This is a genomic window from Kinneretia sp. DJ1R-11 (genome assembly GCF_025717595.1).
Lineage (GTDB): Bacteria > Pseudomonadota > Gammaproteobacteria > Burkholderiales > Burkholderiaceae_C > Paucibacter_A.
In genome coordinates, this window is record NZ_JAJIRR010000002.1 from 562860 (window position 1) to 588570 (window position 25711).

Below are 25711 nucleotides of genomic sequence, written 5' to 3' on the forward strand. Positions count from 1 at the left end.
CCGAAAAATCTGTGGATAACCTTGGATCCGGCGGCCTTGAACCCGTACAATCTGGCCGCTCTAGAACAAGTTTTCCACAATGAGCGCAGACATGTTTGGCGCTGAGGGCATGAGCCCGCAGCCGGTGCCGGAGCAGGGCTTTGACCAGGGGTTCGACCTCTGGCAGCGCGGCTGCGAGAGGCTGGCCGCCGAGTTGCCCGAGCAACAATTCAACACCTGGATCCGCCCCTTGCCGCCCGCCGTGGTGGCCGATGGCGCGGGTGCCGAAGGCCTGGTCGTCTCCCTGCGGGTGCCCAACCGCTTCAAGCTGGATTGGATCCGCAACCAGTACGCCGGCCGCATCGAATCCATCCTCAGCGAACTCGCCGGCAAGCCGGCGCGCCTGGAGCTGGCCCTGGCCGCCCGCGAACCGATGGCGCCCATGGGCCGCCCGGCCACTTTGAGCTCGCCGTCCAGCCCGGCCATCTCGGTCGGCCAGGTGCTGCACAACGGCCTGCGCCCGGTTTCCCACCCGGCCGACCCGCGCCCTGACTCCCGCAGCGCCGCGGCCGGCGCGTCGCCCGCCCAGGCACAGCAGGCGGCCATGCCGGCTGCCAACCTGCCGCCGAGCGCCAGCCGCCACCGCATCAACAGCGCGTTGACCTTTGACAACCTCGTGCCCGGCCGTGCCAACCAGATGGCTCGCACCGCCGCCCTGCACGTGGCCGGCGCTCCGGGTGCCATGTACAACCCGCTGTTCATCTACGGCGGCGTTGGCCTGGGCAAGACCCATCTGATCCACGCCGTGGGCAATGCCTTGCTCAAGGACAAGCCCGATGCGCGCGTGCTCTACCTGCACGCTGAGCAGTTCATCTCCGACGTGGTGAAGAATTACCAGCGCAAGACTTTTGACGAGCTCAAGGCCAAGTACCACTCGCTCGACCTGCTGCTGATCGACGATGTGCAGTTCTTCGCCGGCAAGGAGCGCACGCAGGAGGAGTTCTTCAACGCCTTCGAGGCCCTGCTGGCCAAGCGCGCCCACATCATCATGACCAGCGACACCTACCCCAAGGGTCTGGCCGATATCGATGAGCGCCTGACCAGCCGCTTCGACGCCGGCCTGACGGTGGCCATCGAGCCGCCCGAGCTGGAAATGCGCGTCGCCATCTTGATCAAGAAGGCCGAGGCTGAAGCCACGCCCATGCCCGAGGACGTCGCCTTCTTCATCGCCAAGAACGTGCGCGCCAATGTGCGCGAGCTGGAAGGCGCCCTGCGCAAGGTGCTGGCCTACAGCCGCTTCAGCCACAAGGAAATCAACATCCAGCTGGCGCGCGAGGCGCTGAAAGACCTGCTCTCGATCCAGAACCGGCAGATCTCGGTGGAGAACATCCAGAAGACCGTGGCCGATTTCTACAAGATCAAGATCGCCGACATGTACAGCAAGAAGCGCCCCGCCAGCATCGCCCGGCCGCGCCAGATTGCCATGTACCTGGCCAAGGAGCTCACGCAAAAGAGCCTGCCCGAGATCGGCGAGCTGTTCGGCGGCCGCGACCACACCACCGTGCTGCACGCCGTGCGCAAGATCGGCGGCGAGCGCCAGAAGAACACCGAGCTGAACCAGCAGCTCCACGTGCTCGAGCAGACCTTGAAGGGTTGAAAAACCGCCGGGAGCGGCCAGCTCTTCAGGGCCCAGCCCCTCCCGGTGCGCCCACTGTGCAAAGACAGGGTTCCCACCCCCGGGAAACACCCCATTCCTGGGTCAAAATGCGGGTTGTTTCCGCGCGCGCGGTCTGAATGAAGCGTGCCCGTGGACTTGGGTTTGATCTCAGCGCCGCTGAACAGACCGACGTACGAACAAATAAGCAAGTAAGCAAACAAGCGACAGAGCGAGGTTGACATGATTGTGTTGAAAGCCACCCAGGACAAGGTGCTGAGCGCCCTGCAGGCGGTCGCCGGCATTGTGGAGCGGCGCCACACCCTGCCCATCCTCGCCAATGTGCTGATCCGCAAGACCGGCGGCCAGCTGGAGCTGACCACCTCCGACCTGGAGATCCAGGTCCGCACCTCGGCCGAACTCGGCGGCGACGCCGGCGACTTCAGCACCACGGTCGGCGCCCGCAAGCTGATCGACATCCTGCGCTCCATGCCCGCGGACCAGACCGTCTCGCTGACAGCCAACGGCTCCAAGCTGACCCTGCAAGGCGGCAAAAGCCGTTTCACCCTGCAGACCTTGCCGTCCGACGACTTCCCCCTGGTCCAGGAAGCGGCCGACTTCGGCCCCGCCTTTGCCGTGCCGCAGAAGACGCTCAAGCACCTGATCAACCAGGTGCACTTCTCCATGGCCGTGCATGACATCCGTTACTACCTGAACGGCATCCTGTTCGTCGCCGAAGGCAAGAACCTGACCCTGGTCGCCACCGACGGCCACCGCCTCGCCCTGGCCCAGGCCGAGCTGGAAACGGAAATTCCCAAGCAGGAAGTCATCCTGCCGCGCAAGACCGTGCTGGAGCTGATGCGCTTGCTGAAGGACGGCGCCAAGGCCGACAAGGGTGGCGAGGGCGAAGAAGCCCCGATCGAGATGCGCTTTGCCGGCAACCAGGCCAAGTTCAGCTTCTCGGGCATGGAGTTCGTGACCAAGCTGGTCGAGGGCAAGTTCCCCGACTACAACCGCGTCATCCCCAAGAACCACAAGTTCAACGTCACCCTGGGCCGCCTGCAACTGCTGTCCAGCCTGCAGCGCGCCGCCATCCTGACCAGCGAGAAGTTCAAGGCCGTGCGCCTGTCCTTCGAGCCGGGCCTGCTGAGCATCGCCTCCAGCAACGCCGAGCAGGAAGAAGCCAAGGAAGAAATCGAAATCGATTACGGCGGCGACCTGATCGAAACCGGCTTCAACGTGACCTACCTGATGGACGCGCTGCAGAACATGAGCCAAGACATGGTCAGCATCGACCTGAACGACAGCTCCGCCAGCGCCCTGATCACCATCCCCGAGCAGACCGGCTTCAAGTACGTGGTCATGCCGATGCGAATCTAAGCCACGGCGAGAAATTCAACAGCGGGCGTGGGCTTTGAAAGCCCAGCCCGCTTCAGTGCTTTTAAGGGGCGGTATTTTTGCCCCGTGAGTGAGAGAGAGAGTTCCCGATGAGTGATGTGCCGAGCAACGAAACAAACCCCGAAGGCCTGACCGACAAGCAGCAGGCTGCCGCCGATGCGGACGTGAGCTCTGGCGCGGTCTACGGCGCCGATTCCATCCAGATCCTCGAAGGCCTGGAAGCCGTGCGCAAGCGCCCCGGCATGTACATCGGTGACACCTCCGACGGCACCGGCCTGCACCACCTGGTCTTCGAAGTGGTGGACAACTCCATCGACGAATCCCTGGCCGGCCATTGCGACGACATCGTCGTCACCATCCACACCGACAACTCCATCAGCGTCAGCGACAACGGCCGGGGCATCCCCACCGATGTGAAGATGGACGACAAGCACGAGCCCAAGCGCAGTGCCGCCGAAATTGCACTGACCGAGCTGCACGCCGGCGGCAAGTTCAACCAGAACAGCTACAAGGTCTCGGGCGGCCTGCACGGCGTGGGCGTGTCCTGCGTCAACGGCCTGTCCAAGAGCCTGCGCCTGACTGTGCGCCGCGACGGCAAGATCCACCAGCTGGAGTTCAAGCAAGGCGTGCCGCAAGACCGCGTGCTGGAAATGCGCGAGGGCTTCGAAGTCAGCCCCATGAAGATCGTCGGCGACACCGACAAGCGCGGCACCGAAGTCCACTTCGTGCCCGACACCGAGATCTTCCAGACCAACAACGAGTTCCACTACGACATCCTGGCCAAGCGCCTGCGCGAACTCAGCTTCCTGAACAACGGCGTCAAGATCCGCCTGGTCGACGAGCGCAACAACAAGGAAGACAACTTCGCCTATGCCGGTGGCGTGAAGGGCTTTGTTGAGTTCATCAACAAGGGCAAGAACACCCTGCACCCGACCATCTTCCACGCCCAGGGCGACAAGATCAGCGAGAACGGCACCAACGTTGGCGTCGAAGTCTCCATGCAGTGGAACGAGAGCTACAACGAAAACGTGCTCTGCTTCACCAACAACATCCCGCAGCGCGACGGCGGCACCCACCTGACCGGCCTGCGCGCCGCCATGACCCGGGTGCTCAACAAGTACATCGCCGACAATGACCTGGCCAAGAAGGCCAAGGTCGAAGTGGCCGGTGATGACATGCGCGAAGGCCTGGCCTGCGTGGTGAGCGTCAAGGTGCCCGAGCCCAAGTTCAGCTCGCAGACCAAGGACAAGCTGGTGTCCAGCGAAGTGCGCGCCCCGGTGGAAGACATCGTCAGCCGACTGCTGACCGACTTCCTGCTCGAGAACCCGATCGACGCCAAGATGATCTGCGGCAAGATCCTCGACGCCGCCCGCGCCCGCGAAGCCGCCCGCAAGGCCCGCGAAATGACCCGCCGCAAGGGCGTGCTCGACGGCCTGGGCCTGCCCGGCAAGCTGGCCGACTGCCAGGAAAAAGACCCCGCCCTGTGCGAGATCTACATCGTGGAGGGTGACTCCGCCGGTGGCTCCGCCAAGCAAGGGCGCGACCGCAAGTTCCAGGCCATCCTGCCGCTGCGCGGCAAGATCCTGAACGTCGAGAAAGCGCGTTATGAAAAGCTGCTCACCAGCAACGAAATCCTGACGCTGATCACCGCACTGGGCACCGGCATTGGCCGCGGCGCCGGCAGTGACGACTTCAACCCCGACAAGCTCCGCTACCACCGCATCATCATCATGACCGACGCGGACGTGGACGGCGCCCACATCCGCACCCTGCTGCTGACCTTCTTCTACCGCCAGATGCCCGAGCTCTGCGAGCGCGGCCACATCTACATCGCCCAGCCGCCGCTCTACAAGGTCAAGGTCGGCAAGCATGAGCAGTACCTGAAAGACGGCCACGAGCTCGACGGCTTCCTGCTCAAGATCGCCATGCAAGACGCCCACCTGCACACCGGCATCGGTGACCAGGTGCTCAGCGGCGAGGCCCTGGAAACCCTGGCCCGCCAGTACGTGGCCGCCGAAAGCGTGATCACCCGCCTGTCCAACTGGATGGACTTTGAAGCGCTGCGCGTGCTGTCCGGTGGCCTGGCCATCAACCTCGACAGCAAGGAAGCCTCGGAAGCCGCCGCCGCCGCCATGCAGGCCGCCCTGCACCAGGCCGAAGTCAGCAGCGAATACGACGAACGCAGCGACAAGCACCTGCTGCGCATCAGCCGCAAGCAACACGGCAACACCCGCTCCAGCATCATCAATGCCGACTTCGTGCACAGCGCCGACTACGAAGTGCTCAGCACCGCCGGCACCTCCTTCAAGGCCTTGATGGCCGAAGGCGCCACCGTGCGCAAGGGCGAGGGCGAAAAGGCCAAGGAAGCGAAAATTAGCGACTTCCGCGCTGCCATGGCCTGGCTGATGGGCCAAGCCGAGAACTCTGTGGGCCGCCAGCGCTATAAAGGCTTGGGTGAAATGAACCCAGAGCAGCTCTGGGAAACGACGATGGACCCGAATGTTCGCCGCCTGCTGCGCGTGCAGATCGATGACGCCATCGAAGCCGACCGCGTGTTCACCATGCTGATGGGCGACGAGGTCGAGCCACGCAGGGATTTCATTGAAACCAACGCTCTTCGTGCTGGGAATATTGACGTTTGATGTTCCTGAGCTGACGTAGGCCGCCGAATTAGTTGCGACTCGCGCCACTCGTTTGCGACTGGCGGGAGTTAGTTGTTGCGACTGGCCTATTGCTTACTTGGCAGTAAGGGCAGGGCAAAGTCGGTAAGAAACGATTTGTCTTAGGCGTGGCGCGCACTTCAAGCCCTGCTGGCCAGTGCAGCGGGCTTTCTTCCTGTGATGTACAGACTAGACCGTTCTAGGTTGAGTCAACATTGAGGGTGTTGCTGCGCTCAGCGTTTTGTTGGGCGAAATTGGATTCAAGGAATGAAGGCAGCTTCGCGTCGTCGGACTTGATTCTCGCAATCCGACAATGGGCATAAGCGGCGACTCTGGGCTAGCGCTGCACCGATGAAAGCGCCATCGGTGCTGCCAGTCCGCCGCACATGTGTGCGGCTCCGTGAGTTCTACGGTCAATAAAGCGCAAGCAGCGCGCCTCTCTTGGCGCGAGTCAGGGCCACATACAACAGCTGGCGTTGATTGCCGCCTTCGACGACCGCTTCTGCAAACGAACTCGGTGCAACAACCGCGACGCAATCAAACTCCAAGCCCTTGGCTCGGTGCATCGTCGAAAGATGGACCACGCCGCGCGCATCGGTGTGGTTGGTCTGGGCCGTGATGGCGACCGTTTGAACGCCCTTGGCCTGTAGCTGCTGCGCCAGGGCGTCACGCACCTTCTCGCTAGGCGCTACGACGCAGTAGGTCAACTCGGCCCCAGCGCCCTCAGCCGAACGCCATTGTTCCAAGAAGGCGGCGACCTCTGCGTAGGCCCCTTCCAGCCCTTCGACGGAAACGACCTTCGGAACCGGTCCGTGGGATAGTGACCGGTACCGCCGGGTCTCATCGTGCCCATCGTCTAGGTCATCGACTTCGATGCCTTCAAGCAGCGCAACCGCCTGTCGCCGAATCTCGTCCGTCGTCCGATAGTTGATATAGAGCTTCTTCGAGCGGCCCCGAATATCAATGCCGCACCGACTCATCGCAGCCTTGTTGCGACTGTAGATGCGCTGGTGCCCATCACCGACGAAGAACAAGTCATTAGGGCCCAACGGAACCATTGCTCTGAGCAGCTTCAACGCCTGGGGACCAAAGTCCTGGGTTTCATCAATAACTATCGAGCTGTAGGGCGCGGCAAAGTCCGCCTCCGCAGACAAGAGCGCCGCGACTTCGCGATAGGCGTCATCGACCGCCTTGAGCTTGCGCGAAGCAAGTTGGCCTCGGTACTCCTCGAACACCGGCCACACAGCATCGCGCTTAGAGCGACTCAGAATCACCCCGCGCCCGGTGCGACGCGCGGTGCGGTACTCATCTAGCGTGGTGATTCCAAGGGCGAGCACGACCTGCTCAAGCTCTTGCTCGTAGAAATTGTCTGGCAGGTCGAGGCTTGTATCGCGGACTGCCAACGCAGCCTGCCAAGCCTGGACTGCGCCTTCTTGCTTCCGGTCGTAAACAATTCGCTGTTCGAGCTTTCTACTCCGCATGAAGGTGTTGACCCATGCGTCAAGATTTCGAACCTCCAGCTTCTCGAGCGTTGCGGAGCTACACAGTGTTTTGAGGTTTTGCTCGATGTCGCCTGCCAGGTTTCGAGTGAAGGTCGTGAACAGCACCTTCTGCCCGTCCTTGGTACGGTTCTCGGCCAACCACTTCGCCCTGTGCATGGCGAGGACGGTCTTGCCGGTCCCCGCGCCGCCAAGCACCCGGACAGGGCCACTGCGGTCGCCTACGGCGAGCCTCTGCTGGGTGGGGTGGAGGAACACCCGCCATTGCGCCAGGGGCGCGTTCAGAATCGCTGCCAATGTCTCATCGTCGCTGACCACGACGAAGCGTGATTGAGACTCCGGCGTGGCCAGCGCAGCCGCGAAGTCTTCGAGGTCTACGACCTTGTCGACGCGCGTCTCCCGAGCATTCAGAACCTGGCTGACCGTATCACCAGCTGCCACCAGGAACAGACCCTCGTAAGCCTCCACTGGAAGCTGTGGCTGCACGGCATCCAGTTCGGCATCCGACCGGACACCCTTCACCAGGGGCAGCAGGTCCTCTGGTACGCCAAGGCTCATCAGCTCCCTATCCTGCAGGTCCGCAAACAACGGTGCCGCCGTCGGCGCAGGCGCCGGGACAGCGGATGCCTGATGAGAGGTCTCAGCGACCGCTTCCGCCTCGGCCGCTTCAGTCAGCTGCTCCAGGCTCACCAGCTGCATCGCACCGGTTACTGGGTTGATGGCGAGCTTACGGTTCTCCGCCCAGCGGTAGGCCGAGTCGTGGTGGTCTACGTAAAGCAGCACATAGACGTCGCCCGATGACGGCTTGAACACGATGCCCCGCCAGTCTCCATCAATGCGCACCGACTTCAGGTTCGGGTCCCTAGCCCCGTTGATGTTTTCGTAATTGATGCCTGAGCTTCTCGGGTCCGACTGGAACTTCACCGCCCACTTCATCACTTTCGTGTGAACGCTGGAAGGGAGTTTGGACAGCTGGATGAGGAAGTCGTTGCTCAGCGCAACCTTTGGTTCTAGGCTCATCGTTTCAATCCTTGTTCATTGGGCTCAGCCCGAGGTGTTGAGCAACTGCTCCCGCCCAATCAGTACCTGCAATTTGGCCAAGAGCCTCATCCAGCAACACCGCTGTCCAGCCCTGAGAGACCCACGCATCCAACAGGTCAGCCTGGTCGTCGCGCAGTACAGCGAGTTTCTCGGCGACCCAACAAAGCTCAGCGTCGGCCAACACCTTCCCGTTCGCGTCAGCCAATTCCAGGCCAACTTCAGGAAGTTCTGCACCAGCCTTGGCAAGTGAGCGCAGTCCATCCTGCAGCGGCGTCAGTGTCTGCTTCAAGACGGCATCCCATGCTGCGCCCAAGCCATCAGGCTGCGCTGATGTTGCAGACTGAGTTTGAGAGGCTCCACTGAGCACGTGGAACGCCCCTTCGTCGAGGCCCGAGGAAGTAACCAGCCAAATGCCAGGCAAGGTCTGGCTCGTGTTGAACACGTGCAACCACTGCCTCCACGCGAGATGCAGCTCCTCCTCATTTTCGGCGGCTACATCGTCAAGGACCAGCACGCCAGGCGCCGACCAATGGTCAGCAACATCCGCCCCTGCCTTCGCCATGTCGAGCGGCCAAGCACCAAAGTGCAGGCACCTGCCGCCGGCCTTTGCGACGCTAGGCGCAAATTCCTTGCCGCTCGCCAGAGCATGGTCCGGCAGCCGATGCTTCCATTGCCCCAAGGTCACATCACACGCGCTGCGCTCCTGCGGGTTGTGGGGGACCATCAAGAAACCCAGCCAAAGCGCGTTGCGTTGAAGCTGCAGTACCGCCTTGTCCACCATCTCGCTATCGACAGGTGTCGCGAGCCAGGCGAGCAGCCGTGCCACCGCATGGTGGGTGAAAGCCTGCTCCTGCGCGCGCGGAACCCCTGGCGGTGCAATGCTCCCGTTGTGTCGCGACATGGTGACCAGCGGCGAGTCCAGGTCCGTGTTCAGGTCGCCCTTGAGCGCCGTCGAAACATCGTTGTGGGTCACCGACCAAACCCAGAACTTTCCGCTCGTAGCCAGTGCACTGCGCTTGAGCGCATCGGCTCCCAATGAGCCCTTGTGATACGCCCACCCATCGCAAAACACTGCAATTGGCCGGCGACTGCTGGACGCAGACCAAGGCCAGATAACGAAGTCAGGCTTGCTGGCGACTGCGACGCCATCGTCCGGTCCAACATCGCGCTGAGGCTCAATCTTGTAACGCTGGCCGCCCACCTCGAGGACGTAGCCGGACTTCCCATGCACGATGTCCTGCACCAGCTTGGTCAGCGGAACGCTGCCCACTCCGCCCAGCCGCTTGAGGCTCTCGATGAAACGCGCTTCGAGCACCGAGTCGAAGTTGGGGTTGATGTAAATGTCCGAAATGGTCTTCACTCGCTCCAGCTGGCCTAGAGACCCAACCAGCTCGGTCAACACGGCCTTAGCGTTGTCGCGCGATACCAGCTCCATGTTCCTGCCCAGGCGATATTGGTAGACGCAGCGGTAACAGCCGTCTTTGTCGGGGTCCTGGTTACACGGACACGCCGTTACAGCCTGCAAGGCCATGGTCAGCACATCACTCAGAGTGCTTGCGTCATGGGCGAGGAGCTGGTGCAGGTATCCAGTGCCGCCAGGTACTGAATCGAACAGCATCACGTAATGCCGCCGGGGCCCACCGTTCTTGCCTGGCTCATCCTGAAGCACCATCCGAAGATGGTCCACCTTGCCGCCGAAGCGCTTCTTCAGACCCAGCTGAACGGCCGCCATGAAAGACTGCACGACGCGCTCATCGACTCCGTTTTTTGTATAGGGCACAAGGATTCGCAAGGCCTCCGATTCGAACTCCCGGTACAGATACAGACATTCGAGGATGTTGGCCGGGTCGTCGTTTCCATGCTTGGGGCAATCGAAGCTGTGGTTCTGCTCCGCCGCATCGCCATTGCGCTTAGGCGCCTTCTGCACCTTGCCGCAATGGCGGCATAGTCGGAAGCCGGGACGGCCGGACTCCTTGTCCGCGACCTTGAATGACTCTCCGGGCTTGCTCAACTCGCCGAAGTTGACGTCGCGGAAAGTAACGCGTGAGATGAACTCGAAGCCGAACGGCAGCTCACCGGTGTTGATTTGCCAGGCCTCACGCACGTTCTGCGGCAAGAAGTCAGCCATCAGCTGCCGTACGTAGTACTTTGGCTCCCGGTCGTCCGCGCTATCGTCAATGCGAACCTCGGCATCGTTGCTGTTGGCAATAGCTTGCTTGAAGCGCAGCAGGGTTCGGCGCTGGGCTGAATCCGACCACATCGCGTCACCGCAGCGCGGGCAGGCCATGTGCACATCAGCCTCCAGCGTCAGGTTCTGCATGTGGTGGCACGACGGACAGAAGCGCCAATCATCCGTGCTAGCCAGACTCATGTTGACCTGGTCCACCTCCACGCGGCGCTGGTTTGCGTAGAACCGGTTCTCCGGCGCGAACTCCGACAGTGCGGACTGCGCTGGTCGCTCGTACTTCAGCGTGGTCAGAGTGACGTAGGCGCCCTGGCCAGGTTCGTCATTCCCTCGCTTGCGCCACAAGACCGACTTGAGCTCGACACCCGACTCCGGGAACGCATAGTTCGGAATCAATCCGGCATCGGTCAGGGTGTTCAGTAGGTCGCGACCATTGATTTCCTTGATGAGTTCGAGCAGCTTGTCCCGTTCACGCAGCAGGTTGCTGAGCTCCTCCTTGGTAGCGTCATCCTGCGGCTTCTGCAGTACGCGGGCTTTCGCCTTGTCGAGTTCGTCCTTGCGCTTCTTGTAGCTTTGGCGTTCGTCCACGAGCTCTTGCAACGACTTCATCAGCCGGATGCGCAAGCCGTCAGCCTCGCCCTGCCCCTGCATGAAGTCCAAAAGCCGGCCGCGCACCACATCGTCAATGTCGCCTGCCAGCATCTTGCAGAAGCCTTGGAACAGGCGGTCTTCGTGTTGCACCACGTAGTCGCAGAAGACGCGAGGGAAGCGTTCCGCTTTGGCTTGCTCCATCGCATCCAGCGCCTGAGAGGTCTTCTCGGGCAGGGCATTCGCGCTGGTCAAACTCGCAACCCAATCGTCCATGCAGAAGGCGAATAGCTGACGGCGCAGCACCTCAGCTGCTTGTAGGAATATGCCCGGCGGCGACACTTCGCCAGACATCATTTCCTGCGTCTCGGCGAAGAAGTAGAGGTCGTGCGGGCTGTTGCCGTCGGCCAGCGTCGTGGTCATCGCATTGCCATCCCGACGACCGGCTCGGCCTACGCGCTGCAGAAAGCTTGCTTGATTCGGTGGAACCGAACACAACAGCACCGACGACAGGTCGCCGATGTCCACGCCCATCTCGAGCGTGGGGGTCGCCGACAGTAGGTTTTCAAACCAGGGCCTGGGCTGCTTGCTCTTGAAGCGACTCTCCAGCGCCTCCCTGACAGGGCGCTCCAGAAGTCCAGTGTGCTCGGCGGCAATAACGCGTCGCAGGTCACCACGGCTGAAACGCTGCGCCCACCAACCGGCAGCGTCGCCGACCAGTACCTCGTACCGGAACTCAGGCGCATCAAGGCATGGCATTCCCAGCAGCAGCTCCGCGTAGCTGCGTGGCACCGTCATGCGGCGTTTGCTCCCCTCGGTCGCGATGAACGCCAGCTCGGTATGAAGCTCCAGCGACTCAGGATTCAACGACCAAGTGTCGCCCTGGTGGTGCGGCGTCTTGATGACCATCCCCCGGCCGAGCATCGCGTTCAGTGCCTCGACATACATATCGGCAGCCATCCCCTTACCGAGCAGCGTTTGACCTCCCAGCGCCGCATGTGCCCAGCGGTCAAACCACGTCGCGCGCCTCTGATTACGCAGCTTGTCGAAGTCACGCTGAGCCCCCAGAGTGAGGAAAACAGGCCTGGGCGTACTCTGACCCATGGACGGCAGCCACTCACGACGCCCGCCAGTCTCACGGAGTGCATACACGTTTCCATCCCCGGCATAGCTGCCAAGCTCGGCGTGCATGACCGCGCCACGGCGCCGCAAGTGCATCAGGAAACCCCAGAGCCACCGCGCCACTGTTCGCTGCTCCAAACCTTTGGCTCCGAACTGCTCGTGGTATGCCGGTAGCAGCTCTTCAGCCAATTTGTCCACTGCTTGCCACGGCACACACAGGACGGCTTTGCCAATCCGCTCCAGAGTCCGCCCCCGCTGGCTTTGATACGTGAACTCCGTGTAGACCTGCCACAGGAATCGCTTCCTGACCTTGGCCGGCAGCTTGCTGTGAGCTGGCAGTTGCAGGTGCTTTGGCAGCTCCACCGACCAGTCGTGCTGCCAGGTCATGTTCGGCGCGATGAACTCGGAGACCAACTCCTCCGCAGAAAGGTGAAGCACCGAGCCCGGGGTGGCGAAGCGTTTCTCCACCTCGTCCAGAAAGGTCGACCAATGCATCACCGGCTGATTGAGCTCGTCCAGCACGTGAGCCAGTGCGGTACGCACGTTGTTCAGCCAGGTGCGCGCCCCAAAGAAGCCTGCACGGTGCGCGGCATCCTGCACCGAGTCAGAAAAGGCGATGAGCTTCTTGTCGTCGTTGAATACGCTGGCCCAACTGCTTTCGACCACCTGCGAACCCAAGGTGGCGTTCCGCGCGCCCAGCAGCAGCAGGGAGTCCGTCTCGCCACATGCCGGGCAGGCGTTGTCATGCAAGGTGAACTGCGCCTGGCCTCGAGTCTGCGACTTCTGGGCGATGACCCGGAATACGTTTAGCAGCTCCTGATGCCCGCATGCCAGGCAAGCGTCCTGCGCCTGCTGCAAGGTGCCGCAGGCCACGCACACGCGCTCAGAAACACCCTCAACGTGACTGCGCTGGATACTCTCGGCGGCATAGAGCCGAGTCGCCTCGGGCCGACGGGAGAACCAGGTGTTGTAAATCTCGTCCAGCTGGGTCGACACCTTGCTGCTGCCTTGAACCAGCCGCGACAGCCAGCCCGTTGTGCGGCACTGGTTGCACTGAACCATCGGCAGGTACACGCCATCGCGCTCGCCGGGCAGGTCGCGCTCACTGCGCAGTCGCGTGCCCTCCGGCGAGACACTGAGCTTGCCGACCATGCGGCGCAACTCGCGAACCCAAAGCTGCATGCGCAGGGTAACCAGGGGCTGCCGGTTTTCACGTAGCGCCCAGGCTACCAACACCAACAAGGCATCCAGCACCTGGCAGACCTGGGCTTGGCTGGCAGCAGGCATGTGACGGGCAAATGCGTCCGTCAGTTCCCGATAGCTGACCACTCCCCCCTTCGACAGCTTGAGCAGGTTCACGAACAGCTGGTGCTGCTTCAGCAGTGCACCCAGTGCCTGTCGCCACGCCGGGTCACTGACGTCGGAGGGCTGCTGCTCGTCGGGGAAGAACAGCCTGAACCAAGCCTGGACTGCCTGCTCTGGTGTTGCATAGAGGCCTGCGTCTAGGTGCGCCCCCAACTCCGGCCGGAAGGCGAACATGAAGTTCACGGGTGCGTCTTCCAGGAAGGCCCCGACCGTCTGTCGGCTTTCGGTCACCACCGATTGCACATCAAACGGCACGCCGAAAACCTGGCGCGCGTAATCGCGCAGCGGCTTGGTATCGGTGGCTCCACCAAGCGTCGCAGAGGTACCAGCACAGATGAGGTGCTGGTCCGGCGTCTGCAGGCGCGCTCTCAGGCGGCGTAGCAGCAGGGCTAAGTCCGTGCCTTGTGCGCCGTCGAAGGTATGCAGCTCATCGACCACGACGTAGCGCAACGTGGTCGGCGCGTTCTGCCCCCAGAGCTGCCGGTCCTTGGGCCGCAGCATCAGGTAGTCCAGCATCTTGTAGTTGGTCAACAAGATGTCCGGCGGGTGCTTGCGTAAGGTCTCCCGGTCGGTAATGACGGAGGTCGCTGTCATGACCGCCCCTTCGCCAGGCGCCGAAGCCTGGCCGCCCACATAAAGCCCTACCCGCAAGCCCGCAAAAGCGGGCGTAGCCGCGACAAGCTCGGCGATGCGGCGTGCCTGGTCCGAAGCCAGTGCATTCATCGGGTAGATGACCAGCGCCTTGACCCCGGTTTCCTTCGCCGCTTTTGCCCGCGAACAGTGGTCCAGCACGGGATACAGGAAGCACTCCGTCTTGCCGCTGCCAGTCCCTGTGGCCACCAGTGTGCTGAGCCCCAGCCGCTGGCTCGACAAGCGCTCCCATGCGCGCTCTTGGTGACTGAATCCGGGGAATGTCGTCTCAAATCCCGAGAAGAAGGCCCGTCCAGCACTACCCACGCTGAATGGCAGGCCAACTTGGACGAAAGGGCCCTTCAGCCAGGCCTCCTCGTCCTCCACGAACCGCGTCATCAACCCATGCGTAAACGAGTCGGCGGGCTCAAATGCGGAAATCAGGAACTGCTTCAGCCCAGTCTGGATATCACGTGCTAGTAGGGAGGGCAGCATCAGGCCATCATCCTTTGCGAGTTGGGTTTCATCTTGATTCGACCTCTCATGCCAATTGAGGCTGTTGCCAGGGGCTCTGCCGACCAGTCCACTGCATATTCCACAAGACGAGTGGTCATCACTTGTCCATCACCGCTTCTTCTTGCCACCGGCTGGCGGCGGTGGCCGCCAGCCAAGCTTTTTCTCAACTTCGGCCCAGGTCGCTTGAAGCAACGCGCGCTCCGCGTCAGCCAGCACCCCTTGCCTGAGGTCATCCAGTGGGTACCAGCTACCACTCGGCTCCTGGTAGAAGATGCGGGCATACACATTGCCCGTATGCGATATCCGATGGACCTCATACTTCTCGGAGAGCAGCGTCAGCGCGTGATTCAGGCTCTGGGCATACGGCGTGTCGAAGCCACTAGGCATCTTGACGGTGCTGCCATGCAACTCACAGCGCTCCATTCCCTTCAGCTTCAGCCAGAGCCCACCTCTCTCCATGTCCTCGTCGAGCGGCAAAGTACTCTCTTTACGCTTGACGGGACCAAGCCATACGCGCTCGAAGCGGGTTGTGCCTGGCGGCACTGCCAAGGGGTGCGGTTTGGGCCATTCGCCCACAAGCCCCCCAAAGGTTCCCCGGTCGCTCAAAGCAACCCGCAGTTCCGCTCCTTCGTCGAGGATACGGACGATGGCCTCTTGAGTAACACGCTGTTTGAACCCGTCGTCGGTGATTTGGTCCGCGCTCAAGGTCAGCTCACCAAGCGTGCCTTCCCGCACAGGGACGTCACCACCGTAGAAAAACTCCCAGCGCTCGCCGACGCGTTTAACAGGCACGGTGACCTTGGCGGTCCAATCAGGGTCGAAGAATGAGTTGCTCATAGCGTTTCAGTGGTCGTTGACCGAACCATCTTTGGCATAAATGCAGCGCTCCTCCACCACGGCTCGCCAAGCTGCGCGCGCGGGATACACCAAGGCGTCGTCCTTCAACCGCTCAGCACCCAACTTTTTGAGCGTCGCGACATCCACGTACTTCTCCAGCACGTCGCGCTCTTTCGGCAGGGCATAGCTCTGGCCCTTGTGGCTGTCGAACGAGTGCTGAAGCATGGACTCGACAAACTGGTCAAGCCTTGCCGGGTGTGGGGCTATCGCGTGGAACACCGCCTTGCACTGCCCAGGTACGAGTCGAGCGAAAGCCCAGAGCAAGCTGCCTCCGCTGACCCTTTCCAGGAGCTCACCGTTCGCCGCAGCGCGCTGGATGTTTCGTCCAAAGAGGGCGAGAGCCCGCTTGCGGCTCGCTTCAGGCGCCTTGAGTTGGTATCCCTGTTCGCGTTCGTAGGGAAAAAAGCTCATGACTGCCAAGTCAGCGGCAACAGAGAGGCCGACTTCATCGCCAATGAGCCGTTCTGCCAATGCTTGCGCAGTTGCCTCGTCCAATCGCTGTGCAATCTGTCCGATGGTCCGGCCAGCCGCACTCTCCCCGCGCAGATACCAAACCTCGTTGCGCTCTCTGGCTCGGCGAACGAAAGGCTCACGCTCGACCAGTCTTGCAACGGCAACCGCCAAATCAGTGGAGTCGATGGAGATGTCGGACCCAAGGCCCTCCACCAAGTCGCCAACATTGACAACGAAATCAATGCCGTTCTCAGCATCGAGACCTGCAGCAAGTTCATCTCGCTTGCCTGACTGAATAACGAACTGACGCACCCGAGCCAAGCTCAGGTCTCCAGGCCGTGCGCTGAGCTGCAGCGCAACCAGCAAACGGTCGGGGTGAGCGAGATGCCCTTCCGAGAACACCACGCGGTCATACGTGAATGCGTCGTCGGCTTTGGCTGTCTTAGGGAATAGCCAATGGACCACACGCCGCACTGCCTTCGAATGACGGTATGAATCAATCGCCGCATCGCGCTCGACGATATGCTCTGCGATGACTTCGTCAGACTTCTTGAAGTCCGAACGCGCGCCCGGCCTACGCCCGACGAAGGCCTGCGGCGAGCGACAGAGGAGCTCGTAGACCACAGGCGCCTTGGTCATCAAGCTGGCCAACCCGATGATGTCGGCCAGGTGAATCTCGCCCCTCAACCCAGGTTCGATGGATTGGACGACATCGAAGAGACGAACAACATCGCGCGGGTGCTCAATCAGTTCACTCAAGCCATGGTGAAAGAGTGAGCCGTTGCGCTCATCGCCATTGGGAAAGTACTCGATGAGGGCACCGCCGGGCAACTCATTCAATGCCCTGTTCATCAGCTTCACACGCTGGGGAAATGACAGGGGCGGAACGGGCAAGCGCACCTGCACGACCTTGTCCAGATAGCTCCCCGCATGAGGCACATTCAATTTCTCAAGCGCGGCGCTGATGTACCGCTCGTCCCAGGCCAGCACGTAGCCCACATTGGGAAGGTCGCCTACGGCTTTGACGATGCGCACCATCTCGTAGGCCTCGGCCGGATACAAACGGTCGAGGTCGTCGAGCAGCACCACGATGCGACGCGGGAACTTGCGAAGAGCCGCTTCCAGCGACTTCTTGTGCTCTTCCAAGTCTGGGGTCTTGTAGTCGAAGACCGCCTCGCTGGCATTCCCCATGGACTCCACAACCGACTTCACGATGCTGGCCCAGGGCTCAGCCCCCGGGATGAGCTTCAGGACATCGAATGCCTTGGAGTAGGTCTTCAGCTCCTTGGCAACCCGCTTGCCCTCTTTGGCATGGTCCGTCAACTTCACGGCCTTGGCCATGCTGGCCAGGAACTGGCGCAATAGGGCATCCCGGTCGCCAATCAGCCAGGGATTGAAGTGGACAACGACCGGGCGTTCATCCTTCGAGGCCTCATTCAACAGCTCTTCGACCATCGCCAGCAGCGAGGTCTTGCCGCTGCCCCAAGCGCCCTCCACTGAAACCACCAAACCGTCTGTTGGCGCCACGCGCTGCAAGACCTCGGTCACGCGGGTCGCAAATGCGCGGCGGTCCAGCGCGTCTGCTTTCAGCGCCGAGCCCACTTTCAATGGGTGGTCAAGGCGGAGGTCCGCCGAATCTTCTAGTTCCGCCATGTCTCTCCCTGAGTACTTATGTGGCAATGTTGGGCGAATGATGCCTGCGGCTAGGCCGGGTTCTCCTCGAAAAAGGCCCAGGCGGTGCGGTAGTCGTCCTCGCGGTTGGCACGAGCGAAGGGGGCGACATAACGGCGCTCCACGGTGCGAGGGCCGCCTGGCAGGGTGTCGTCGGTGACCCACTGGGTGATGACGGTGCCATCGGGAACCTTGGGCTGACCGCTCGCTGGCGTGTCGGCATAGGTCCACAGGTCGTCCCAGCCGAGGTTGCCGTCGCGGGTCTTGCCGTCGGGCGTCTGGATGCGGGTTCTGGGCGTCTTGCTACCGCCTTTGCGGGGCAGGCCGACGCCGACAAGGCCCTTGCTGTTGGTGAAGACAATGCGACCGTTGATGTCGTACCAGGTGTCGCGCTCGTAGCCTTGCATCACCGGGAACTGCACGCGGTAGACAAGCAGAAATTCATCGAGTGTCAGGCCCAGGGCCTGGGCTACCAGCACGTCGATTTCTACCAGCGCCATGCGGCGGACGTAGTCGCTACGCAGCGCGCAGTGGCGAGTCCAGGTGCCGGTCAGATTGCGCCAAAAGTCCTGCGGCAGGCGCGGGTTGGCGGGCTGGCTCCACTGCTGCTCGGTGAACTCTAGTTCGTAGACCTGCTCCCAAAGCGGTGCGTAGTAGGTGGTGAGACAGTTCAGAACTACGTAGCGCGCGACCTGTCGAGGCGCGAGCTCAAGCATGGGCAGCAGTGTCCATGTGCCGTGCAAATTGGCTCGACCGGACGTCTTGATGTAGTAGTCACCAATGACCGTAGAGCAAATGACACCAGCCGCCAAGAGTCCTGACAGGTCGCGAAAGGCGTTCCCTTGAACGCCGTGGGCGTGAGCCACTCCAGGCGGAATCAAGACGCCGTTGAGGGTTCTCTCGTTTGCGGCGGGCAGCATTGCCCGAAATGCAAGGCGGTAGAAGTCAGTAACCGGCCTGTGCGTTGTCCCGCCATCGCCAGACCAGCTGACCCGGGGCGTACGTCGCAAGTACTCCGTACGGTCTGCCAAAGGCCGATAGTTCGTGCGTGGCAGGTAGTCGTCAGGAAGGCTCTCCAAGTCGATGACGTCGTAGTGGCCGTTGGCGGTACAGACCTGGCGCGGCGTCTTGTTGTAAGGGTTCGACAGGAAAAAGTGAGGGCCGGACAGCACCAAGTCTTCGGGCTTGGCCGGGAAGGCGTTATCGCCGGGCGGGCGGCGGTTTAGCGTGCCATCGCGCTGCGAGTAGGTCTCGTCGAACATCACTGTCGAGTAGTAGCCGTCGCCCAAGTCCGCCAGCCGCCGCTTCCATGCGGCCAGCTTGGCTAGTACGCTATTCAAGTTCTGCGCATGCAGGGCGGGCAGGCGAGCGCGGCGGGCCAGGGTGCCGGGTTCGTCGTAGAGCTGAGCGAACACGGCCAACGCAGCCTCATCCACACGCACGATGCGTTTTGTGTGGCCAGCAAAGTTCCACTTTCCATCCAACGTCTTGATGCCCCCAACTTCACCGGTGCCATCGTGTTGATAGCAGGCATCGACCGAGGCAGGCGTAAACAGGTTCGCCAGTTGGTCAAATGCCGGAGAGGCAAACTTTTGGCCGTAGATGTTGATGCTGTACTTGGTTTGGTCGTGGACCTCAGCAAAGAGGAACAGTGCGTTAGCGAACTGGAAGTGACCTCTCAGCCGCGAATACACCATCTCACGGAGCGAGCCTCCCTTCGGGTCGTCATACAGCCCTTCCGGGTGCAGTAGCCCGGTCATACCCTGCGGCCCATTAAGTCCCCAGGCCAGCGGGATAAAGCACTTGTACAGATTGGTCTGCACGCCCTTTAGCAGTGGGTAGTTCTGTATGGCATTCAGGAAATTTTGTGCGCCCTCGGCCTCTTCCAGTTCGGCCGTCCAGGCGTCCTGCAACCCAGGGTTACGCGCGAAGGCCTGTTCGCGCGCTCTAGCCAGTTCGGTCGCGCTGAAGTTGCGAATCGCAAACTGAGGGTTGAACTCGCCCAGCACGCCAGCCTCGTTCCATTCCACCCTTAGCCACGGCGGATTCCCCAGAATAAGGTCGAAGCCGCCGCGTTGAATCAGGACATCGGCGAAGCAAAGCTCCCAGTGCATAAAGCGTCGCCGCGACGCGATGCCCTCCACCACTGCTACGCGAGGAAAGTGCTCTCGCAGTTTCTTGATGCGCAACTGCCCGAACCGGTCGTGCAGGTTGGGCTGCTCAGCCGGCTGCTGCAGCGTGAGCTGCACTTCGAACCCCGCCAAGGTGGGCTGCACCTCCGGCACGAGTAACTGAGGCTCATCCGTGGCCGGCATTAGGTCCAGCGTGCCCTGCGGTGCGAGGTCAACGACGTTGCCCTCCAGAATGGCCCCAACCTCCATCCACCAGGCTTCCCGACTCGGCAGTCGCTCGCTTTCGGCGATGGGCCAGAACCACAGCGCGCACCAGTAGTCCATCACCAGTTTCAATCGGCGGAACGGCGTAGCGAGGTCACCGTCCTCGTTCAACAGGCCTTGCTTCCGAACGTCCTCCTTCTGGGCGCGTGAGAGCGGCGAGGCATCACCATCCTGGTCCTTGCGATGCGGCCAGATGTCGAGCGGGTCCTCAGTCTTGGCGCGGTCACGGGCCAGCGCCTGCGTATGCTCCACCCACAGCTCTTCAACCTTGACGCTGAGCTGCTGCAGACGCGCAACCTCGTGCTGCTCCAGCAGCGCATTGAAGGCTTTGCGCCATTTCTTCAGCCGCTCGAAGTCGTCGGGGTAGAGCTTCTTGGCGTCCTTGTCGCCGTAGTCGGCCATGCCCGGGTCGGGCAGCAGGAAGTGCCAGATTTCGTCGGGCCTAAGCGGCTCGGCCAAGGTGACTTTGCGCGGGGGCTCCTCATGCCAAGCGGGCTTGGCGCCCTTGATGACGCTGGTGGCGCGGAACACCTGGCGGCGTGCGCCAATGAGGCTGTTGCCGGCGAAGAGCTGGTAGCCGAACCAGGGCACGCGGGCTGGCCTGAGCGGCAGTGGGTTGCCGTCCTTGTCTTGGGTGGGTTCGCCGTAGATGGCATTCAGCCACAGCGAGACCTCGGCCAACTCCACGGCCACGGGGTTCAAGTCCACGCCGAACACGTTGCGGTCGGCCAGCACCATACGGACCTTTTGCAGCTCCTGCGGGTACTCGTCGTGAGGGATGCGCTTGCCTTCCTCCTGTTGCTTGCGCTCCAGGTAGGCGTCGGCCAGTTGATTCACGGCCTCGTTCAAGAAGGCCGCGCTGCCCATGGCGGGCTCGCAGACGGTGAGGGTGAGGATGTCGTCGGCAGTCTGGACGCGGCCGTTCTCGGGGGCCAGCAACTCCTTGAGCGCGTACTTCACCAGGCACTGGGTGAGCACCTGCGGGGTGTAGTAGCTGGCGCTCTTCTGGCGGTCACGCCCGGCCAAGCGGTAAATGAAGCTGCCCTTGGGATGCATGCGCAGCTTGCGGTGCCCAGCTTCGTTGAGGTCGTAGACCTTTTCGTCGTCCTTGTACTCGTCGATGCGGCTGCGGGGGACGAACCAGGCGTTCTCCAGCAAGTCGGCATCGTTCTCTTTGGCGCGGGACTTGGTGCTGCTGTCGTCGTCCGAATCGCCGTCTTCGTCGCCATCGTCATCGGCTGTTGCGCGGGCTTTCTTCGGGGCAGACTTGACCTCGTAGAGGTCTTCCTCGGCAAAGAAGCCCCGGTAGCTAAGCAAAGCCTCGTACACAGCGCCCAGCTGGTTGATGGACAGCAGCTGGTAGCTGACGCGGCCAGGGCGCTTGCCCTTGACCTTGCTTAGGGAGAGCAGACGGATGACTCGTTGCCAGACCTCATTGGGGAACTGCACCTTGCTGAGCAAGGGCATGGAGCTGTCGTCGAACAGACGGCTGTCCAGCGGGGCGAGAGCAAAGGTGTCTTTGGCGCCTTGAGTGCTGTCGTGCAGTCCGGCTTGTGCGCCCATGCCGTAGCCCTGAGACACAAGCTTGAACAGCCGGCGCAGGGTGGCGTCGAAGTACTTGCCATCGCGAGACTGCGGCGTGGGGAGGGGCTGCTCCTCAAGGTCCCGCAGGCTCTCCAGGCTGTAACCCCGACGGTAGACCTCGCTCTTTTGGATGGGCACGTAACCAAGCTCGGGTCGTGCCTCGATGTAGAACATGAAAAGCAGCCGGTAGACCATGCGCAGGCTCTCCAGACTGAGCTGCGTGGCGTCCAGCTTGTACTGGCCGGTGTAGATGCTCTTCTTGCTGCCGCTGGCCTGTTCGTCCAACTGGCGGGCGGCCTCGTTACCGAGCAGTTCAATGGCCTCGCGCAGCGCGTACTTCAGGCTCTCGCTGACGCTGAAGGCGTTGGCATGGGCGCGTTCGTCCAGGCGCTCTAGCAGGCTGTTGCCTTCCCCAGGCGCCAGGCAGTCCTTGTGCAGCAGCACCGCGCAGGCCTTGAGTGTGTCGGCGTCCTTGCGGTCCAGGATGTCAGCCCAGCTGAAACGCAGCGCGCGGTTGTTGGGCCACTTGTAACGGTCCAGTAGCAGCCAGTCGTCAAGGCCGAGCAGCAGCACGTAACGAGGCGGCTGGTCGGCGCCGAAGACGGCATCAGACAGCAGGTCGGCCCAGGTCTCACCTGCCAGGTCCTTGGGCACGCTACCGCTTCCGTAGTGGAAGGACAGCAGTTGGTGGTCAAGCAGGTCTTCGCCTTCAGCGCCGGGCTGGTAGGCAGGGATGATGGCCAGGCGCTGCCCCTGGACCTGCCACACCGGCAGTGGAGAGCCGGCGACGAACTCTTCGGTGGTCAGCTCTTTGGGCGCTGCCGGGTAAGCAAGCGCCTGCAGCAGGCCAGACTGCATTTGGGCGAACGCGTGCCAGCGTTCGTTGGGTTCGTTCGCACGCTGTACCTGACCACGCAGCGCGAACCAGCGCTGGGCCCAGGACTGCAGACGCTTGGGCGGCGAACGGTACGCGTCGTCGCCTGCATGCTCGGACTCAGCGGCGTCCCAAGCGTCCAGGCGCTCCTTGACGTCGTTCTTGAAGACTTCCGCCAGGTAGTGGTGGCTGTAGAACTCGTTCTCGTTGGTGATGCCGGCGAAGGTTTGAACGGCTTCCAGGACGGGCATGGTCAGGCTCCGGCAGCTTGTGGGTGGCAGACCCCGGCGAGCACCTGAATCCAGGGCTGCGGCTCGGTGGTGAGGGTGTCGCGCACCCACTGGCGGTAGTCGTCGAAGACGCGATTGATTTGCTGGCTGCGCTGCTCGAAGCGACCGCGTTTCACGGTTTCAAGCTGCTTCTCCAGGTCCAGCTGAAGCTGCTCGACCTGACGGCCTTGCAGGCGCTCCAGTTCCGCTAGCGTGCCTTCCAGCCGCTGGCTCAGGTGCGCCGCAAAGGCTTGCTGGCGCTCCAACATGTGCTGATGCATACGTTGCACGGCGGCGGGCAGTGCTTGCTGCATCATGTCCTGGAGCGCTGGCAGGCCGTCGCTGTAACCACGGTTGGGCAGGCCGCCTGCGCGGATGCCAGCCCTGGCGATGAAGACGTCAAAGTCCTCAAGCTGAAAGGCACCTTGGCCGACCCGGCTGGCCACCTGCCATTCAACCAGCAGTGGCTGGCCTTTGCGGTTAGGGACCAGGCTAATCACGATGAATGCCTGCTCGCTCGGGGCGAGCTTCTGGCTTTGCAGTAATGGCGCTGTGTGGCGGCCGAACTGGGTGAGCACGCGGTCACCCAGCCATTCCATGATGGGGTGCTGCGGCCAGAGGTAGTGAAGCTGCGGCCAGGTGTCTTGCTCTTGCCGCGCTTGGCGAGCCGTCTCAATGGCGGCCGCCATGCGCTTGGGGTCGGCACATAGCGAGTAATGGTCGTTGTCGGCCTGGACCTCTCGCGGAAGCTGTTTGAGGCGGTCCTGAAGGTCGCGTGGCGCTGTGAGCGCGATGACCTTTTCACCATCGTGCGGTGTCCACTGACACAAGGTCTGGCCCTGGTTCAGCTGGGTCAACGCAGTCTTGGCGTAGTGGTAGTCACTGTCGAACAGCGAGGCCGGCTCGTTGATTTGCTGGAGGCTGCTGGGGGCGGCCGGCTCCGGCGCAGTGGCTGCGGCGTCGCCTCCACCGAAGAGCTGCATCAGCCAGTCGCCTTCGTTGTCGGAGTCGTCGGTGGCTGCCTGCTCCAGCTTGGCTTCCACTGTTTCGGGGGCCAGGCCCTGGGACATGAAGTCAGAGACCTTCTCGGCCTCCTTCTCAGGGTCGTAGACGTTCAAGAAGGCGGAAGGGTCGCCGAGGTTCAGGTAAGCCTGTTCATCCTTGGCTTGGAGGATTTCAAGAATGCGCAGGTCACCACGAACGCGGTCGGTCACCGTCTCGGTGAACAGGTAGACGATTTGCGGCTGGTGCTTCTGGCCGTAACGGTCCACGCGGCCATTGCGCTGCTGGAAGACCATCAGCGACCATGGCAGGTCGAAGTGAACCAGTCGGTGGCAGAAGTAGTGAAGGTTCAGGCCTTCGCTGGCAACGTCGGAGCAGAGGAGGACGCGGATAGGGTCGTCTAGGCGCCCAAAGCGGTCGACCAGCTCCTGCTGCTCGGTATCGGACATCTGCCCGTGGAGGATGGCGACCTGGTTGGGCTTGAGCTTGAGGTCGGAGATAAGCTGGCGCTCAAGCCAGCGGAGGGTCTCGATGCGCTCGGAGAACACAACGAGGCGGTCGGCCTGGTCTTGGCGGGTCCAGCCGAACGCAGGGTCACGAAGCTGCGCCAGCAAACGCTGGTACTTGCTGAAGGACGCGGCTGAGGAGTCGCCAACGATGGCCTGCAAGGCATCGGCGAAGACGCGCAGGCCATCCACCTCTTGCTGCTCCTCGGGTGTCGCGTTGGGTTTCTCGGTCAGCAGCTTGATGCGCTTCAGGGTTGACTCCAGAGCTGCAGCAGGGCTGGAGAACAGTGCCTTCTGCATACCGACGCGCTGCAGCTCCTGCTGGCGGCCGGCCTTGTGCTGGCCGCCCTGCGTGAAGGGAATCGCCAGCAGCGCTCTGTAGGCCGCTTCTTCGTGCGCGCTTGCAGGCTTACGCAGACGCACCGTGTTGCGCTCCTGGAAGTCGGACTGAACCTGGTCCTTGATGTCCTTCTTGAAGCGGCGGATGACCAGGCCCTTGTTACGGAAGTCGTCCGGGGTGTAATGGTCCGGGTCGGAAATGGCCGTCGGGTCCAGCAGGCTCATCAGGGACGCGAAGCTGCGAGCCGAGCCGTCGTGCGGCGTGGCCGACAGCAGCATCAGGGTGTCGGAGCGGTTGGACAGCAGCCGCGCCAGGCGGGCACGGCGTGACAGGCCGGATTCGCCGGCACGGGCCGCAACGTTGTGGCATTCGTCGATGACGATGATGTCCCACCAGGCGTTCTCAAGATAATTCCTGTACTCCAGGTTGTTCTTGAGGGTGTCGATGGAGATGATGCTGCGGTCGAAGTAGTTGAAGGGGTTGTGGTTAGCAGGGATGCGGTTGCGCACACGGGCCAAGCCCACGGAGTCCAGGCGCACCAGCGGGATGGAGAAGCGGCTCCACCACTCCTTCTGGAACTGGGTGAGCATGGCCTTCTGGGTGACGACCAGGATGCGCTTGCCTCGACCGCGCTGAATCAGCTCGGTGGCAAGGACACCGGCCTCCAGCGTTTTGCCCAGACCTACGGCATCGGCAATGAGGATGCGCGAGCGCGGCTGCCGCAGCGCCTGCAGGGCAGGGTCAAGCTGGTAGGGCACGAGGTTCATGACCCCGCGATGGCCCAGGTGGATGCGCTCGTCGTTGGCGACGCTGCGTCGGCGCATGCTCTCCAGGAACAGCACCGAGGCGTTGTAGGTCGGGCTGGTGTCCGGCTCCAGCTTGGTCTTGGCAGGGTCAAGGACCTCGATAGCGTCTTCCAGCGAGGTCAAGAAGAGCGCTGTTTGCCCTCGGATCAGGTCGGATATGCCGTCGCAGGTCAGCAACCAGCCACCATCGGTCGCCGGGTCTACCCGGCGGACGAGCCATTCTTCATCTCGGATGACCGCTCGGGCACCCGGTGCGATTGGAAGCATCTTGTTGTT

The 25711-nt window shown here is 62.2% G+C and carries 9 protein-coding genes; 3 read left to right on the plus strand and 6 right to left on the minus strand.

The features are described 5' to 3' along the window. Positions 1–109: 109 nt before the first annotated feature. The 3 genes from dnaA to gyrB all read left to right on the plus strand — a co-directional run bounded on the left by dnaA (position 110) and on the right by gyrB (position 5673). Positions 110–1636 (plus strand): chromosomal replication initiator protein DnaA, encoded by a 1527-nt coding sequence (dnaA, locus tag LNV23_RS06580; protein ID WP_263562277.1) that lies wholly within the window; start codon positions 110–112, stop codon positions 1634–1636. Positions 1637–1876: 240 nt separating this feature from the next. After that, positions 1877–3013 carry a DNA polymerase III subunit beta gene (dnaN, locus tag LNV23_RS06585; protein ID WP_263515988.1) on the plus strand — a complete coding sequence of 379 codons (1137 nt, stop codon included), beginning with the start codon at positions 1877–1879 and terminating at the stop codon, positions 3011–3013. A gap of 107 nt (positions 3014–3120) precedes the next feature. Further along, positions 3121–5673: a DNA topoisomerase (ATP-hydrolyzing) subunit B gene (gene gyrB / locus LNV23_RS06590; protein ID WP_263562242.1), complete on the plus strand. Its 2553-nt coding sequence runs from the start codon at positions 3121–3123 to the stop codon at positions 5671–5673. 431 nt (positions 5674–6104) lie between these two features. On the opposite strand, the gene LNV23_RS06595 is transcribed toward gyrB, so the two are convergent. From LNV23_RS06595 to LNV23_RS06620, 6 genes are all read right to left on the minus strand, one after another. Then, positions 6105–8210: a UvrD-helicase domain-containing protein gene (locus tag LNV23_RS06595; protein ID WP_263562243.1), complete on the minus strand. Its 2106-nt coding sequence runs from the start codon at positions 8208–8210 to the stop codon at positions 6105–6107. A 4-nt stretch (positions 8211–8214) separates the two neighbouring features. After that, entirely contained in the window at positions 8215–14616 is a 6402-nt protein-coding gene (locus LNV23_RS06600) for a DEAD/DEAH box helicase family protein (RefSeq protein WP_263562244.1), read from the minus strand. 129 nt (positions 14617–14745) lie between these two features. Further along, on the minus strand, positions 14746–15474 hold the full coding sequence (locus LNV23_RS06605) for a hypothetical protein (RefSeq protein WP_263562245.1): 729 nt from the start codon (positions 15472–15474) through the stop codon (positions 14746–14748). Between the two features lie 6 nt (positions 15475–15480). Beyond that, positions 15481–17640, minus strand: a complete 2160-nt coding sequence (locus LNV23_RS06610; RefSeq protein WP_263562246.1) for a KAP family P-loop NTPase fold protein — start codon at positions 17638–17640, stop codon at positions 15481–15483. Positions 17641–17690: 50 nt separating this feature from the next. After that, positions 17691–22763, minus strand: coding sequence for a DNA methyltransferase family protein (locus LNV23_RS06615; protein ID WP_263562247.1), 5073 nt, complete (start codon positions 22761–22763; stop codon positions 17691–17693). Positions 22764–22765: 2 nt separating this feature from the next. After that, positions 22766–25702, minus strand: coding sequence for a DEAD/DEAH box helicase (locus LNV23_RS06620; protein ID WP_263562248.1), 2937 nt, complete (start codon positions 25700–25702; stop codon positions 22766–22768). Positions 25703–25711 lie beyond the last annotated feature (9 nt).